The organism is Xanthomonas hawaiiensis (genome assembly GCF_031834635.1).
Taxonomy (GTDB): domain Bacteria; phylum Pseudomonadota; class Gammaproteobacteria; order Xanthomonadales; family Xanthomonadaceae; genus Xanthomonas_A; species Xanthomonas_A sacchari.
Genome location: NZ_CP115873.1, coordinates 3680852 through 3696213 on the forward strand (window position 1 = coordinate 3680852; position 15362 = coordinate 3696213).

The 15362-nt window shown below is 71.0% G+C and carries 15 protein-coding genes and 1 other RNA gene; 12 read left to right on the forward strand and 4 right to left on the reverse strand.

Translation table 11 applies throughout. The annotated features are described in order from the left end of the window. Positions 1 to 18: 18 nt before the first annotated feature. Positions 19 to 645: a guanylate kinase gene (gene gmk, locus PG878_RS15685; RefSeq protein ID WP_209030904.1), complete on the reverse strand. Its 627-nt coding sequence runs from the start codon at positions 643 to 645 to the stop codon at positions 19 to 21. A 110-nt stretch (positions 646 to 755) separates the two neighbouring features. Then, positions 756 to 1616, reverse strand: coding sequence for a YicC/YloC family endoribonuclease (locus tag PG878_RS15690; protein WP_209030903.1), 861 nt, complete (start codon positions 1614 to 1616; stop codon positions 756 to 758). A gap of 107 nt (positions 1617 to 1723) precedes the next feature. On the opposite strand from PG878_RS15690, the gene rph reads away from it, so the two are divergent. The 7 genes from rph (at position 1724) to pepQ (ending at position 9178) form a co-directional block, all read left to right on the forward strand. Further along, positions 1724 to 2449 carry a ribonuclease PH gene (gene rph, locus PG878_RS15695; protein ID WP_048491803.1) on the forward strand — a complete coding sequence of 242 codons (726 nt, stop codon included), beginning with the start codon at positions 1724 to 1726 and terminating at the stop codon, positions 2447 to 2449. After that, a complete protein-coding gene (locus PG878_RS15700) occupies positions 2446 to 2835 on the forward strand; it encodes a VOC family protein (protein WP_209030902.1) in 390 nt (129 codons plus the stop codon). Before rph ends, PG878_RS15700 begins: the two co-directional genes overlap by 4 nt. Beyond that, the gene (rdgB, locus tag PG878_RS15705) at positions 2832 to 3443 is read left to right on the forward strand and encodes an RdgB/HAM1 family non-canonical purine NTP pyrophosphatase (RefSeq protein ID WP_209030901.1); all 612 of its coding nucleotides are present in this window, start codon (positions 2832 to 2834) and stop codon (positions 3441 to 3443) included. Before PG878_RS15700 ends, rdgB begins: the two co-directional genes overlap by 4 nt. Positions 3444 to 3567: 124 nt before the next feature. Further along, positions 3568 to 4797 (forward strand): radical SAM family heme chaperone HemW, encoded by a 1230-nt coding sequence (hemW, locus tag PG878_RS15710; RefSeq protein WP_209030900.1) that lies wholly within the window; start codon positions 3568 to 3570, stop codon positions 4795 to 4797. Between the two features lie 75 nt (positions 4798 to 4872). After that, positions 4873 to 7248, forward strand: a complete 2376-nt coding sequence (locus PG878_RS15715; protein ID WP_209030899.1) for a DUF1631 domain-containing protein — start codon at positions 4873 to 4875, stop codon at positions 7246 to 7248. After that, positions 7245 to 7586, forward strand: a complete 342-nt coding sequence (locus tag PG878_RS15720) for a PilZ domain-containing protein (protein ID WP_209030898.1) — start codon at positions 7245 to 7247, stop codon at positions 7584 to 7586. The genes PG878_RS15715 and PG878_RS15720 overlap by 4 nt, the downstream gene beginning before the upstream one ends. A 266-nt stretch (positions 7587 to 7852) precedes the next feature. Beyond that, positions 7853 to 9178 (forward strand): Xaa-Pro dipeptidase, encoded by a 1326-nt coding sequence (pepQ, locus tag PG878_RS15725; protein ID WP_209030897.1) that lies wholly within the window; start codon positions 7853 to 7855, stop codon positions 9176 to 9178. A gap of 112 nt (positions 9179 to 9290) precedes the next feature. Here pepQ and PG878_RS15730 read toward each other — a convergent pair whose 3' ends face one another. Both PG878_RS15730 and PG878_RS15735 read right to left on the reverse strand, forming a co-directional pair. Further along, positions 9291 to 10622 carry an aminopeptidase P N-terminal domain-containing protein gene (locus PG878_RS15730; RefSeq protein ID WP_209030896.1) on the reverse strand — a complete coding sequence of 444 codons (1332 nt, stop codon included), beginning with the start codon at positions 10620 to 10622 and terminating at the stop codon, positions 9291 to 9293. Beyond that, positions 10622 to 11167: a YecA/YgfB family protein gene (locus tag PG878_RS15735; protein WP_010342809.1), complete on the reverse strand. Its 546-nt coding sequence runs from the start codon at positions 11165 to 11167 to the stop codon at positions 10622 to 10624. Before PG878_RS15735 ends, PG878_RS15730 begins: the two co-directional genes overlap by 1 nt. A gap of 210 nt (positions 11168 to 11377) precedes the next feature. Here PG878_RS15735 and PG878_RS15740 point away from each other — a divergent pair, with 210 nt between their 5' ends. From PG878_RS15740 to PG878_RS15760, 5 genes are all read left to right on the forward strand, one after another. After that, the gene (locus PG878_RS15740; RefSeq protein ID WP_209030895.1) at positions 11378 to 13561 is read left to right on the forward strand and encodes a putative bifunctional diguanylate cyclase/phosphodiesterase; all 2184 of its coding nucleotides are present in this window, start codon (positions 11378 to 11380) and stop codon (positions 13559 to 13561) included. A gap of 67 nt (positions 13562 to 13628) precedes the next feature. Continuing rightward, positions 13629 to 13850: a TIGR02449 family protein gene (locus PG878_RS15745; protein WP_019800452.1), complete on the forward strand. Its 222-nt coding sequence runs from the start codon at positions 13629 to 13631 to the stop codon at positions 13848 to 13850. Continuing rightward, entirely contained in the window at positions 13847 to 14140 is a 294-nt protein-coding gene (locus tag PG878_RS15750) for a cell division protein ZapA (RefSeq protein ID WP_209030894.1), read from the forward strand. Before PG878_RS15745 ends, PG878_RS15750 begins: the two co-directional genes overlap by 4 nt. Before the next feature lie 98 nt (positions 14141 to 14238). Further along, positions 14239 to 14423, forward strand: a non-coding RNA gene (gene ssrS, locus PG878_RS15755) — 6S RNA. A 159-nt stretch (positions 14424 to 14582) separates the two neighbouring features. Continuing rightward, complete coding sequence (locus PG878_RS15760) at positions 14583 to 15362, forward strand: acyl-CoA thioesterase (RefSeq protein WP_209030893.1); 780 nt, start codon at positions 14583 to 14585, stop codon at positions 15360 to 15362.

A 15362-nucleotide genomic window follows, 5' to 3' on the forward strand; every position in this document is an offset into this window, starting at 1 on the left:
ATTCAGTTCCCTTTGGAATCAGCCAGTTGGCTGTTCCTGCAGGAGGGTGGCGATCAGCGCGGCATGACGCTGCTGCTGCTGCGGCCGGCGCAGGCGGCTGGCGACGAAGATCGCGCACATCTCGTCCACCGCGGTGTCGAAGTGCTCGTTGACGATCACGTAGTCGAAATCGGCGTAGTGCGACATCTCCTCGCGCGCGGCGGCCAGCCGCTGCGCGATCACCGCCTCGCTGTCCTGGCCGCGCTTGCGCATGCGCTGCTCCAGGGCCTCGCGCGAGGGCGGCAGGATGAACACGCTGACCGCGTCCGGCACCTTGGCCCGCACCTGGCGCGCGCCCTGCCAGTCGATCTCCAGCAGCACGTCGTGGCCGGCGGCCAGCTGCGGCTCCACCGACTGCCGCGCGGTGCCCTTCCAGTCGCCGTGCACGCGGGCGTACTCGAAGAAGTCGCCGGCATCGATCATCCGCTGGAACTCGTCGGCGGAGACGAAATGGTAGTGCTCGGCATGGCGTTCGCCCGGGCGCGGCGCGCGCGAAGTGAACGAGATCGACAGCGCGATCTGCGCATCGCGCGCCAGGGTGGCGTTGACGATGCTGCTCTTGCCGGCGCCGGAGGGGGCCGCCACGATGTAGAGAGTGCCACGCATGTTCTTGGGAATGGGGAGTCGGGAATGGGGAATGGGAACAGCGCCGAGCCGGGCTGGAGGTGAATCGTACCCGCTTTGACGATTCCCCATTCCCGATTGACCATTCCCGGCTACTCCAGGTTCTGCACCTGCTCGCGGATCTGGTCGATCAGCACCTTCAGTTCCACCGCGGCGTTGGAGGTGCGGCTGTCCACCGACTTCGAGCCCAGGGTGTTGGCCTCGCGATTGAACTCCTGCAGCAGGAAGTCCAGGCGCCGGCCGGCGGGTTCCGGCTGGCGCAGGACGCGGCGCAGTTCCTTGATGTGACTGCCGAGCCGGTCCAGCTCCTCGTCCACATCGAGCTTCTGCAGCCACAGCACCAGTTCCTGCTCGGCGCGGCCGGGGTCGACCGGATGCGGCAGGTCGGCCAGGCGCGCCGCCAGCTTGGCGCGCTGGCCGTCGCGGATGGCCGGGATCAGGGTGCGTACCTCGCTGGCGATGCGTTCCACCGCATCGACGCGCTCGACGATGGCCGCAGCCAGCTTGCCGCCCTCGCGCTCGCGCGCGGCGACGAACTCGGCCAGCACCTCGTCCAGCAGTTCCAGCGCCTGCGCCTGCAGCGCCGCCGGATCGGCGGTCTGCCCCTGTAGCACGCCCGGCAGCTGCAGCAGGTCGACGAACTGCACCTGCATCTGCGGGAAGCGCACCCCCAGCCGCTGCGCGAGCACGCCCAACTGTTCGACCAGCACCTCGTTCACCGCCAGCGTCTGCGCCGCATCCGGCGCGCGCAGGCGCAGCATCAGGTCGAGCTTGCCGCGACTGATCCGCGCGGCCACGCGTTCGCGCAGTTGCGGCTCCAGCGCGCGCAGTTCCTCTGGCAGGCGCACGCCCACCTCCAGGAAACGGTGGTTGACCGAACGCAGCTCGCACCCCAGCGTGCCCCAGGGAGTGATGCGCTCGGCGCCGGCGTAGGCGGTCATGCTGCGGATCATGCGGTGTTCCAGTGCGGGCAAGGGGCGGATGTTAACCTAGCGCCCTTTCCTGCCTTGCCGAACGCGGTCACATGCCGCGCACGCCCCGCCCTTCCCGGAACCCCTGCATGTCCTTCTCCCGTCCCAGCGGCCGCACGGCCGATCAGTTGCGCCCGGTCCGCATCGAACGCGCCTTCACCCGCCATGCCGAAGGCTCGGTTCTGGTCAGCTTCGGCGACACCCGCGTGCTGTGCAACGCCAGCGTCGAGAACCGCGTGCCGGGCTTTTTGCGCGGCAAGGGCGAAGGCTGGGTGACCGCCGAATACGGCATGCTGCCGCGCGCCACCCATTCGCGCTCAGATCGCGAGGCCGCACGCGGCAAGCAGGGCGGACGCACGCTGGAGATCCAGCGCCTGATCGGCCGCGCGCTGCGCGCCTGCGTCGACCGCACCGCGCTGGGCGAACGCACCATCACCCTGGACTGCGACGTGCTGCAGGCCGACGGCGGCACCCGCACCGCCGCCATCACCGGCGCCTACGTGGCGCTGGTGGACGCGGTGAACTGGCTGCAGAAGCGCGGCGACCTGAAGAAGCCGGTGGTGCTGGGCGCGGTCGCGGCGGTCTCGGTGGGCGTGTACCGCGGCACCCCGGTGCTGGACCTGGACTACGCCGAGGACAGCGACTGCGATACCGACATGAACGTGGTGATGAACGACGGCGGCGGCTTCATCGAGTTGCAGGGCACCGCCGAGGGCCACGCCTTCCGCCGCGACGAACTGGACGCGCTGCTCGGTCTGGCCGAGCGCGGCATCGGCGAGTTGCTGGCGGCGCAGCGCGCGGCCCTGGCGCAATGAAGCGGCGCCTGGCCCTGGTCACCCTGGTGGTGGCCGACTACGACGAGGCCATCGCCTGGTACACCGGCAAATTGGGCTTCCAGTTGCTGGAAGACGTGGATCAGGGCCACAAGCGCTGGGTCGTGGTCGGACCTGGCGATGCGCGCGGCGCGGCGCTGCTGCTGGCGCGCGCCGGCAACGACGCGCAGCGCAGCCGCATCGGCGACCAGACCGGCGGCCGGGTCGGCTTCTTCCTGCACACCGACGACTTCCAGCGCGACCATGCGGCGATGCTCGCCGCCGGCGTGGAGTTCCTGGAAGCCCCGCGTCACGAACCCTACGCCACGGTCGCGGTGTTCCGCGATCTGTACGGCAACACCTGGGATCTGCTGGAGCCCACCGCATGAAATTGGTCCTGGCCAGCAGCAACGCCGGCAAACTCGAAGAACTGCATGCCCTGCTCGACGACGTCGGGGTCGAGCTGATCGCGCAATCCACGCTCGGCGTCAGCGATGCCGACGAAACCGGCCTGACCTTCGTCGAGAACGCGCTGCTCAAGGCGCGCCACGCCGCGCGCGTCACCGGCCTGCCGGCGCTGGCCGACGACTCTGGCATCTGCGTGGACGCGCTGCACGGCGCGCCGGGCCTGTATTCGGCGCGCTACGCCGGCGAGCACGGCAATGCGCAGGCCAATATCGACAAGCTGCTGGACGCCCTGCGCGACGTGCCCGACGCGCAGCGCGGCGCGCACTTCTACTGCGTGCTGGTGCTGCTGCGGCATGCCGAGGATCCGCAGCCGCTGCTGGTGGAAGGGCGCTGGCGCGGCCGCATCGCGCAGGCACGCGCCGGCACCGGCGGACATGGCTACGACCCGGTGTTCCTGGATCCGGACCACGGCCAGACCGCGGCCGAGATACCGCTGGCGCTGAAGAACCGCATCAGCCACCGCGCCCTCGCCCTACAGCAGCTCAAGCAGCGCCTGGCCGAGCTGCTGGCGACGCAGCAGGACGGGTGAACGCGTCGCACCCAGGCGCCGGGCCGTGAAGGCCTGGCGGTGCGCGCAGACGGCGTTGCACCGCGCCTGCGGCCCCTGATCCGCCCCGCCCCACTCGCCGACCGCACTCCGCTTGCCCGCCGCCATGCCGCATCCCCACGACCATTGCCAGCATCCGCCCGGCGCTGCCTGCCCGGACCCGTCCGCGCACGCCGGCAGCCCCTCGCTGGTCCCGCCGCCGCTGTCGCTCTACGTGCATCTGCCCTGGTGCGTGCGCAAATGCCCGTACTGCGACTTCAACTCGCACGCGGCCAAGGGCGCGCTGCCGTTCGATGCCTATGTGGATGCGCTGATCCGCGACCTGGACCAGGATCTGCCGCTGGTCTGGGGCCGCGTGGTCAACAGCGTGTTCTTCGGCGGCGGCACGCCCAGCCTGTTCCCGCCCGAGTCGATCGACCGCTTCCTGCAGGCGGCCAGCGCCCGGCTGCGCTTCGCGCCGGGCCTGGAGATCACCCTGGAGACCAATCCCGGCACCGCCGAGCACGGCCGCTTCGACCGCTACCTGGCGGCCGGGGTGAATCGCCTGAGCTTCGGCATCCAGAGCTTCGACGACGCGGCGCTGCAGCGGCTCGGCCGCATCCACGACGGCGCCGAGGCCGAGCGCGCGGTGAAACTGGCGCAGGACGCCGGCTACGCCAATGTCAACCTGGACCTGATGTACGCGCTGCCGCAGCAGACCCTGGCCGAGGCCGAGCGCGACATCGCGCAGGCGCTGGCGCTGCAGCCGACCCACCTCAGCCACTACCAGCTCACCCTGGAGCCGAACACCGTGTTCGCCGCGCGGCCGCCGCAGGGCATTCCCGAGGACGACGACGCCTGGGACATGCAGGAGCGCTGCCAGGCGCTGCTGGCCGAGGCCGGCTACGCGCAGTACGAGGTCAGCGCCTACGCCCGCGCCGGCTACCGCTGCGCGCACAACCTCAACTACTGGACCTTCGGCGACTATCTCGGCATCGGTGCCGGCGCCCACGGCAAGATCAGCTCCGGCGCCGAGCAGAACATCCTGCGACGCTGGAAGCACAAGCATCCGCAGGCGTTCCTGGACGCGGCGGGGACACCGGCGGCGATCGGCGGCGACGAGTGGATCGCGCCGGAGCGGCGACCGTTCGAGTACATGCTCAACGCGCTGCGCCTCAACGACGGCTTCGCGCTGCGCGACTTCAGCGCCCGCACCGGTCTGCCGCTGCAGGCGATCGCCCCGGCCCTGGCCACCGCGCAGGCCCGCGACTGGCTGCGGGTGGACGCCGGGCACGCGGTCCCGACCGAGCTGGGACGGCGTTTCACCAACGACGTCATCGCCCTGTTTCTGCCCTGAGCCGCGTCGTCCGCCTTGGTTGCGGCGGCGGATCGTGCTACATACCGCGCAGAAAAGTACAACGGCGATCACAGGATGCCCGTGTCTGCGACCCTCCAGGCCCCGACGGCGACGCTTGCCAGCGCCGCCCTGCCGGCGCGCGTGCGCGACATCCTGCAGGCCCTGAACAGCCTGCTGTGGCAGGCCCTGGACATGCCGCTGCAGGCGACCCTGGACGAACTCGAGCAGGATCTGCTCGAGCAGGCCGGGCGCGCCCGCAACGGCCAGGTGCAGCAGGACCTGTTCCAGGAAGCGCAACGCCTGCGCGCGCAGCGCGGGCGCTTCGCGCCGCACTACCAGGCGCAACTGGAAGCCGGGTTGGCCGGCATCCGCAGCCCAGCCGCTGCGGCTGCCACGCCGCACACAGCCAGGCCGGTCGCGGCGGCGCAGATGCTGACCCTGGTCGCCGACGTGGATATCGACCGCGACATCGTGCTGCACGAGATCGCCCGCCGCGAGGCGACCCGCTGCAACATTCCGCTGCAGTTGCTCGGCCAGCGCTTCGGCGTGCTGGCGGCGCGGCCCGCCTTCGAGATCGAGCAGTTGCCGCTGGGGCCGCACGCGCTGTGCCGGCTGCTGCGCGCTGCCGGCGAAACGCTGGGCCTGGGGCTGGACACGCAGTTGTCGCTGTACCGCGCCTTCGAGCGCCAGGCGCTGGCGCGCTATGGCGAGATCGTGGAACGGGCCAATGTGCTGCTGACCCACGCCGGAGTCCTACCGGGCCTGATCTACCTGCCCTACGTGGCACGCAGCACCAACGTGGAGCCGGGCGTGCGCCGCACCGCGCGCATGGCCGCGGGCACCGCGCCGGCGCCTGCCGACAGCCCCCCACGCGGCGGCGCTGCCCCCGTCCAGGCCGCACCCTCCATGGGCATGCCGCCGGGGCCTGCCGCCACGGCCCCGCTGCCGCCAGCGGGCGCGGCGGCCGCCGCCGCGGACCCGGCCGTGGGCGGCCCCGACCTGGCCACCCTGCGCCAGTTGCTGACTGCGGCGCGCGCCAAGACCACACCCGCCGCGGCGGCGCCCGCGACCGCCGGTGCCGCCACGCTCCCGGCGCGGCCGGCGAGCGCCACCGGTGCGATCCCGGTTCCGACCGCCAGCCTGCTGCAGGCGCTGGGCGAACTGCAGGCGCAACCGCCGGCGCACAGCACCCTGGGCGGGCTGCGCGGACGCCGCCACCTGCGCGACGTGCAGACCGCCCTGCTGCAGGCGCTGCGCGCCACCCACGGCGCGCAGGCGACCCTGGCCGCGCAACAGGCCGACACCTTCGACCTGCTCGGCCTGCTGTACGGCGAGATCGAGCGCGAGGTACGCCCCGACGCGCCGGCCGCGGCGCTGCTGGAACGCCTGCAGGTGCCGTTGGTGCGCGCCGCGTTGCAGGACCCGGCGTTCTTCGCGCGCAGCCGCCACCCGGCGCGGGAACTGCTCAACGCCGTCGCCGAATCGGGCGCGACCTGGCTGGGCGAAGAGGACAGCGATCCGACGCTGCTGCTCAAGCTCAACCAGGCGGTGGACCGCGTGGTCGAGGAGTACGAAGGCGACGAGACCGTCTTCGAGCAGGCCCACCAGGAGATCCAGGCGCAGCAGCGCAGCCTGGCGCACAAGGCCGAGATCGCCGAGCGCCGGCACGTGGAGGCCGCGCGCGGCAAGGAACGGCTGGAACTGGCCAAGCAGACCGCGACCGCCACCCTCGAGGCGCTGTGCAATGCCCGGCAACCGCCCGGTTTCGTGCAGACCCTGTTGCAGCAGGCCTGGTCCGACGTGCTGGTGCTGACCTTGCTGCGCCAGGGCGAGGATTCGGAGACCTGGCGCGAACGCATCGGCCTGGCCGAGCGCATCGCCGAGGTCACCTGCCGCAGCGAAGGCGTCTCCGATGCCGGCCTGGCCGAGCGCGTAGGCCAGGCGTTGCTGCAGGTGGGCTACCACCAGCAGGAAGCCGAGGCCATCGCTCGCCGCCTGTCCACGCCCGGCGGCACCGACGCCACCACCTCGCGCACCGAGCTCAGCGTGCGGCTGAAGGCGCGCACCCGCCTCGGCGAGCAGGGCGAGGACGGTGAGCGGCCCTCGCTGCCGCCGCGCAACGAGGCCGAACAGGCCGCGTATGCGCGACTGCGCACGCTGCCGTTCGGCACCTGGTTCGAATTCGTGGTCAACCAGCAGGGCGACCTGAAACGGCAACGCCTGTCCTGGTACAGCCCGATCACCGAGCGTGCGCTGTTCGTCAACCAGCGCGGACAGAAGACCGCCGAACACACGCTCGACGGATTGGCGCGGCTGCTGGCGCAAGGCCAGGCCCGCATCGTCAGCGAAGACCGTGCACGCCTGATCGACCGCGCCTGGCAGGCCGCGGTCCGCGCGCTGCGCACCCTGGCCGGCGTCCCCGCCGCCGACGACGCCATGGAGGGTGCATGAGCAGCGACGCCCGCCGTTCGCCGCGCCGCCAGGTCCCGGACATGGTGCCGGTGCTGGACCTGATGGAAGACGCCGTGGTCGGCCGCCTCGGCAACGTCTCCGAACACGGCATGCTGCTGCTGGCCTCGGCGCCACTGCTTGAGGACGCGCTGTACCAACTGCGCTTCGCGATGCCGCAGGGCGACCGCGAGGCGCAGATCGATGTCGGCGCGCACCTGTTGTGGAGCGAACCCTCGCACGCACCGGGCCAGGCCTGGGCCGGCTTCCGCTTCCTGACCATTTCCCCCGCGCATCGCGACCTGCTGCGGCAGTGGATCAACTCGGCCCCCGGCGGCTAGGGCCGCCAATCTCGCAGGAGCGGCTTCAGCCGCGACCGGCCTTCCCGACGCGCCTCGGTCGCGGCTGAAGCCGCTCCTACGACGGCCATCCGAGTCTGTTCGCGCTTCGACTCAAGGAAGATCCGGCGGATCGACAACGCCACGCGTCGCCGGCGCAGCGTCGCCAATCCACGCCATGCGCACGCCGTCCACGCACGTCCGCACGCCTGCACCGTTTCCGGCACACTTGGCGCCCCTGTTTCCGCATCGCCGAACGAGCCGCCGCCATGCCCCAGCACGATCCAAGCGCCCTGTATCCCGACCACCTGCGCACGCTGACCCGACGCGCCGACGAGGCTTTGGCGCGCGGCGGCTTCGACCACCTGGTGGTCCCCAGCGGCACCCTGCATTACCAGGTGTTCGACGATCGCGACTATCCGTTCGCGGTGAACCCGCAGTTCAAGGCCTGGCTGCCGCTGACGCGGGTGCCGAACAGCTGGCTGGTGTACACGCCCGGGCGCCGCCCGCAGGTGATCTTCCACCAGCCGCGCGACTACTGGCACGTGGTGCCGGACGCGCCCAGCGGCTGGTGGGTGGAACACTGCGACATTCATCTGATCCGCACCCCGGACGAGGCGCTGGCGCTGCTGCCGGATGCCGCACGCAGCGCGATCCTCGGCGAGCCGCAGAGCGCGCTGGGCGCCTACGTGCCGAACAACCCGGCGGCCGTGCTGCACTACCTGGAGTACCACCGCGCCTACAAGACGCCCTACGAACTGGCGCTGATGCGCCAGGCGCAGCAACTGGCAGTGCGCGGCCATCGCGCCGCCGAGGCCGCGTTCCGCGACGGCCGCAGCGAATTCGAGATCCACATGGCCTACTGCGCCGCGGTCGGCCAGGACGCGAACGAGCTGCCGTACGGCAACATCGTGGCCTTGAACGAACACGGCGCCGTGCTGCACTACACCGAACTGCAGCGACAGGCGCCGACGCCGCTGCGCAGCTTCCTGATCGACGCCGGCGCCTCCGCGCACGGCTACGCCAGCGACATCACCCGTACCTACGCCGCCGATCGCGACAGCGACTTCCAGGCGCTGATCGACGCGGTGGATGCCGCGCAGCAGCGCATGGGCCAGCACGTGCGCGGCGGCGTCGACTACCGGCAACTGCACCTGGATGCGCACCTGGCGCTGATGGGCGTGCTCCGGGATGCCGGGGTGCTGAAGGTGTCGCCGGAAGCCGCGGTCGCCACCGGCGTCAGCGCCGCGTTCTTCCCGCACGGCCTGGGCCATCCGATCGGCCTGCAGGTGCACGACGTCGCCGGCTTCGCCGCCAGCGACCGCGGCGGCCGCATCGAGCGCCCCGACGGCCACCCCTACCTGCGCATGACCCGCACCCTGGAACCGGGCATGGTGGTGACGATCGAACCGGGCCTGTACTTCATCGACATGCTGCTCGACGAACTCAAGCAGGCAGGTCATGGCGATAGCGTCGACTGGGCGCGGGTGGAACGGTTCAAGCCCTACGGCGGCATCCGCATCGAGGACGAAGTGGTGTGCACCGAGGACGCACCCGAAAACCTGACGCGGCCGGTGTTTGCGGCGGCGGCCTGACGGCCGCCGCCGGAATTGGGGAATCGGGAATGGGGAATCGCAACAGCAAATGCGCCAGGTCCGCTAGCTGATCTGTCCGCGCGCGGCTACTGCGTTTCCGATTCCCGTTTCCCTATTCCCCATTCCCAGCCATCAAGGCCTCGATCTCCTCGGCGCTGCGCGCCAAGGCATCGGTGAGCACGCGGTGGCCGTCGTCGGTGATCAGCACGTCGTCCTCGGTGCGGATGCCGATGCCGCGCCACTTCGGGTCCACGTCCTTGTCGTCCGGCGCTACGTACAGGCCGGGTTCGATGGTGAACACCATGCCCGGCTCGAGCAGGCGCGATTCGCCGGCCAGCCGGTAGTCGCCGACATCGTGCACATCCAGGCCCAGCCAGTGGCCGGTCTTGTGCCGATAGAAGCGCCGGTAGTCGCCGCTGGCCAGGTTCTGCTCGAGGCGGCCCTTGAGCAGGCCCAGCCGCAGCAGGCCTTCGGTCAGGGTCTGCACCGCGGCCAGGTGCCCGGCCTCGTAGGCCACGCCCGGGCGCGCCTGCGCCAGCGCGGCGGCGTGCGCGGCGCCGACCAGGTCGTGCAGCGCGCGCTGTTCGGCGCTGAAGCGGCCGTTGGCGGGGAAGGTGCGGGTGATGTCGGCGGCATAGCCGCGGTACTCGGCACCGGCATCGACCAGCACCAGGTCGCCGTCGCGCAGGCGCGCAGCGTTGGCGCGGTAATGCAGCACGCAGGCGTTGTGGCCGCTGCCGACGATGCTGCCGTAGGCCGGCCAGGCGTCGCCGGCGCGGAATTCGCGCTCGATCTCGGCCTGCAGTTGGTATTCGTGCACGCCCGGCGTCGCCAGCCGCATCGCGGCGCGATGCCCGGCCACGCTGAGGTCGGCGGCCACCTGCATCAGCGCGATCTCGTCGCGCGACTTGAACAGGCGCTGCTCGTGCAGCAGATGCCCCAGCTCCAGGAACTCGTGCGGCGGCTGCGCGCCGTGCCGCACCTGCTCGCGCACACGCTTGACCCAGCCGATCAGCTTCAGGTCGAAATCGACGTCGCGGCCGAAGTGGTAGTACACCCGCGAGCGGCCTTCCAGCAGCCCGGGCAGGATCTCGTCGAGGTCGTCGATCGGATAGGCATCGTCCATGCCGTAGCGCTCGACCGCGCCTTCCTGGCCCGCCCGCGGGCCGTCCCAGGCTTCGCGCTCGGGGTCGCGTTCGCGGCAGAACAGCAGCGCTTCGCCGTGGCGGCGCCCGGGCACCAGCACCAGCACCGCGTCCGGCTCGGGAAAGCCGCACAGGTACCAGAAGTCCGAATCCTGCCGGTACGGGTAATGGGTGTCGTGGCTACGCACCCGCTCCGGCGCGCTGGGCAGCACCAGGATGGCCTGCTCGCCGGCCATGTCCATCAGTTGCCGACGGCGGCGTGCGTACTCGCCGGAGGAAATCCCGGTGAGCCGCTTCATCAGTTCAGGCGCTGCCGGTGGCGCGGGCCAAGCACGCAGTCGCTGTGCAGCAGCAGCACCGCCACGCGCACGAACTCCTCGATCTCGGCCAGCGCGTCCTCGTCCTCGTCGCCGCTGTCGAAATCGTCGGCGCTGGCCTGGGCCAGCCGCGCCAGGTCCTGCAGCGCCTCCTGCCCTTCCTCGGACAGCGGCGGTGCGGCGCCCGCCGCCAGGCCGAAACCGCCGAGGAAGCCGCGGCACCAGTCGAACAGCGCATCGGCGCGCTCGGGCAGCGACGCGCCGGCGTCGGCCAACACCAGGTCGAAACCGAAGTCGCGGTCGTTCAGTTGCGCAGCGGTGGCTTCGCGCAGGCGGTCCAGCGCATCGCCGCTGCGCGGCGCGGCGATGCTGGCGTCGGCCAGCACCGCGGCCGGCCAGGCCGGCAGATCGGCACCGCCGCCGGCCAGCCAGCCGCACAGGGCGCCGTGCAGTTCGGCCGCCGACGCAGCCAGGCCAAGCGTCCGGCTGGCATCGGCGATCTGGTCGGCAGTGGGAAGTTCGGTCATGGAGCGAAGCCTATCGGGCGCTGGCCACGGGCCTGTAGCGGCCCGCAGCGGAATCGGGACTGCGCAGTGTAGCAATCGCGTGTGCGCCGCCGCTTGTGGTGGCTTCCGGCACGCGCCTACACTCCACCACCCGTTCTTTGACAGAAGTCACTTTCCGCCATGCCATTGGAGCACGTCGCTGCAGGAGCTGCGGAAAGGACCGGCCTGGCCTTGTTCGGCCAGACCCTGTTGGCCGCGTGGCCGCTGGTGGCGCTCGCGGCGCTGGCCGCCGGCGCGGTGGCGGCGCTGTTCGCGCTGCGCTCGCGTCGGCGCCTGCGCGAGCAACTGCAACGGCATGCGCAACTGCAACAACGCGACCAGCACCTGAAGCTGGCGCTGTGGGCCTCGGGCGAACACTTCTGGGATTACGACCTGCAGGCGCGCACGCTGCGGCTGATGCGCGCCGACGAGGCCACGCCGCACGCGCAGGACATCCGCCTGGTGATCCGCGAGAACGAACCGCTGCGCATCCATCCCGACGACATGGCCCAGGCGCGGCAGGTGCTGCAGGAACACCTGCAGGGCCTCACCGCGATCTACACCGCCGAGTACCGGGTGGACCTGACCGGCGAGGGCATCTGGCACTGGGCGCGGGTGCGCGGCCGCGTGGTCGACTACGACGCCGGCGGCGCACCGCGCCGGCTCGCCGGCACCGCCCGCGACATCACCTCGCACCGCCAGGCCGACCTGGAACGGCGCATCGCCGCCGAAGTGCTGCGCAGCATGGGCGAAGCGGTCGCCGTGCTCGACGAGGACCGCCGCTTCATCTCGGTCAACCCGGCCTTCACCCGCATCACCGGCTACAGCGAGCGCGAGGTGCTGGGCCAGCCGATGGCGCTGATCGACCACACCCCGGAAACGCCGGGCGCGCTGGCGGCCGACCACGGCCGGCACTGGCGCGGCGAGGCCTGGAAACGGCGCAAGGACGGCCAGGAGATCCTCTGCCACCTGCGCCGCAACACCGTGGTCGACGCCGACGGCCGCCAGAGCTTCCAGGTGGTGGTGCTGGAAGACATCACCGAGCAGAAGCGCGCCGAGCAGGAACTGCGCTACCTGGCCAACTACGACACGCTGACCAGCCTGCCCAATCGCGCGCTGCTGTCCGAGCGCCTGGCGCGGGCGATCGTGCGGGCGCGGCGCCAGGCCGGCTCGGTCGCGGTGCTGTTCCTGGACCTGGACCGTTTCAAGGACATCAACGACTCGCTCGGCCACGCCGTCGGCGACCGCGTGCTGCGCGCGGTGGCCGAACGCCTGCAGCAGGCGGTGGGGCCGCAGCACACGGTGGCGCGCCTGGCCGGCGACGAATTCACCGTGGTGGTCGAGGACATCGTCAGCCAGGGCGAGGCCGAGGCGGTGGCCGCCCGCGTGCTGGCCGCGTTCGAAGCCCCTCTGCGGCTGGACGAACGCCGCGAGGTCGCGGTGTCCACCTCGATCGGCATCTCCCTGTTCCCGCAGCACGCGCTGCTGCCGAGCGAACTGCTCAAGCACGCCGACACCGCGATGTACCAGGCCAAGGCCGCCGGCCGTCGCAACGCGCAGGTGTACTCGGCGCGCATGGACGAGGCCACCCGCCACCGCGCCACCCTGGCCAGCACGCTGCGCAAGATCCCGCTGGACCAGGAACTGAAGCTGGTCTACCAGCCGCGCTACTCGCTGCGCACGCAGCGGGTGGTCGGCGTGGAAGCGCTGCTGCGCTGGCACAGCGCCGACTTCGGCCCGGTCTCGCCCAGCCAGTTCATCCCGCTGGCCGAGGAGACCGGGTTGATCCTGGAGATCGGCGAGTGGGTGCTGCGCCAGGCCTGCAGCGCGTTGCGCGACTGGCGGCGGATGGGGCTGACCGATCTGTGCATGTCGGTGAACGTCTCGGCGATCCAGCTCGAGCGCGGCAACCTGCCGGAACTGATGGCCGGGATCCTCGCCGAAACCGGCGTGCCGGCGGCCAACATCGAACTGGAACTGACCGAGAGCGTGGTGATGTCGCAGGTCGGCAAGAACGCCGCGCTGCTGCGCGCCTGCCGCGAACTGGGGCTGACCCTGGCCATCGACGACTTCGGCACCGGCTATTCGTCGCTGGCCTACCTGAAGCGGCTGCCGATCAACACCCTGAAGATCGACCAGGAGTTCATCGGCGATCTCACCCGCGATCCGGACGACGAGGCGATCACCAGCACCATCATCGCGATGGGCCACTCGCTGGCGCTGAAGGTGGTGGCCGAGGGCGTCGAGGACGCCGGACAACTGGCGTTCCTGCGCGCGCACGGCTGCGACGAGATCCAGGGCCACCTGGTGGCGCCGGCGCTGGAACCGGACGCCTGCCTGCGCCTGCTGCAGCAACCGCTGCGGCTGCCTGCCTGAGCGCCGGCCATGGCGCCGCCGCGCGGCGTCTTGACCGCCCCTCGGGCGCATGCCTATCGTGAGCGCCATGGACAGCCTTGACGCCCTCGCCGAGCTTCGCGCCCTTGCCGCACGCGTGGAAACGCTGGTCGAGCGCTGCCAGCGCCTGTCCGACGAGAACCGCAGCCTGCGCCAGCAGCAGGAACACCTGATCGGCGAGCGCTCGCAGTTGCTGACCAAGAACGAACAGGCGCGCTCGCGCGTGGAAGCGATGATCGCCCGACTGAAGTCCCTGGAGCAGCACACGTGAGCGAGCCGGTCAGCGTCCGCATCCTCGACCGCGAATACACCGTCGGCGTCGAGGCCGAGGAGCGCGACGGCCTGCTCGCCGCCGCGCGCCTGCTCGATGCGAAGATGCGCGAGGTGCGCGGCAGCAACCGCATGGCCGCGGTGGACCGCGTCGCCGTCCTCGCGGCGTTGAACCTCGCGCACGAGTTGCAGCAACTGCGCGACGACCAAGCAAAGCACGAACGCGAGATGGCGCGCACACTCGCCGATCTCAACCGGCGCCTGGACAGCGTGGTCGATACGACGCGCTGATCCGCACGTGGCGCTGCGATCATCAACGTGAATTGCAACGTACCGAACGACCGACGAACGGACTAGCCAAGCGCGATCACTTCGCTATACTCCAGTTGCGTTCTCTGCTGTGAACGACAGCGTGTGCAAACATTCGCCTTGTCCCTTAATGACGACCACGGGGTGGCGACGGAATCGGGAGTGCAGGTCCGCCTCGTAGCGGGAAGCCCGATGATTCTCCAGCCATCCCACTTGAACCCCGGGTTCAAGGTCGTTTCGCACGCATCGTCACAGCGGAGAATGCAATTTTTCAGGAAGCGGCGCCGCAAGGCGCCGTTTCCTTTTTGTGCGTCCGCAACTTGCGCCTTCACCGCGCCATCGTCGCCGGCGCATGACGGGTACCACGCGTTCTCGCGCCGGCCGAAACCCGGGATACTGGTGACCCCACCATGGAGATCCCGGATTGCCGACGCTCGCCCAGATCCTCGACCGTTTCGACCCCGCAGCGGGATTCGACGTCCCCGACAGCTGGCGACAAGGCCGCACCGCCTTCGGCGGCCTGTCCGCGGCGCTCGCCCTGCAGGCCGCGCTGCGCACCGCACCGTCCGCGTTGCCGCCGCTGAAGTCGGCGCACATCGGCTTCGTCGGCCCGGCCGATGGCAGCTTGCGCTTCGACGCGCAGGTGTTGCGCCAGGGCAAGTCCGCCACCTCCGTAGGCGTCGATTGTCTGGCCGACGGGCAGGTCGCACTGCGTGCGGCCTTGCTGTTCGCGCAGCCGCGCGCCAGCCGCATCGCCCACGATTTCCTGCCGGCGCGGCCGGCGGTGGTCGGCCCCGACGAGGCGACGCCGATCGCCGACAGTCCGGTGACGCCCGCCTTCGTGGCCAATTTCGACATGCGCCTGGCCGGCGGCGCGCTGCCGGTGTCCGCCGCGACCGACCCGGAGTTGCTGGTCTGGGCACGCCATCGCGACGCCGCCGGCGTGGACCCGGGCGTGGCCCTGGTGGCGTTGGGCGACTGCCTGCCGCCGGCGGCGATGACCTGCTTCAGCGCACCGGCGCCGGTCAGTTCGATGACCTGGACCCTGGACTTCCCGCAGCCGGTCAGCGCCGGCGATTGGTTCCTGCTGCGCTCGGTCAGCCTGCATGCCGAGGACGGCTACTCGCTGCAGGACATGCAGATCTGGGACACGGCCGGGCGGCTGGTGTTGTGGGGCCGGCAGACGGTGGCGCTCTACGCGTGA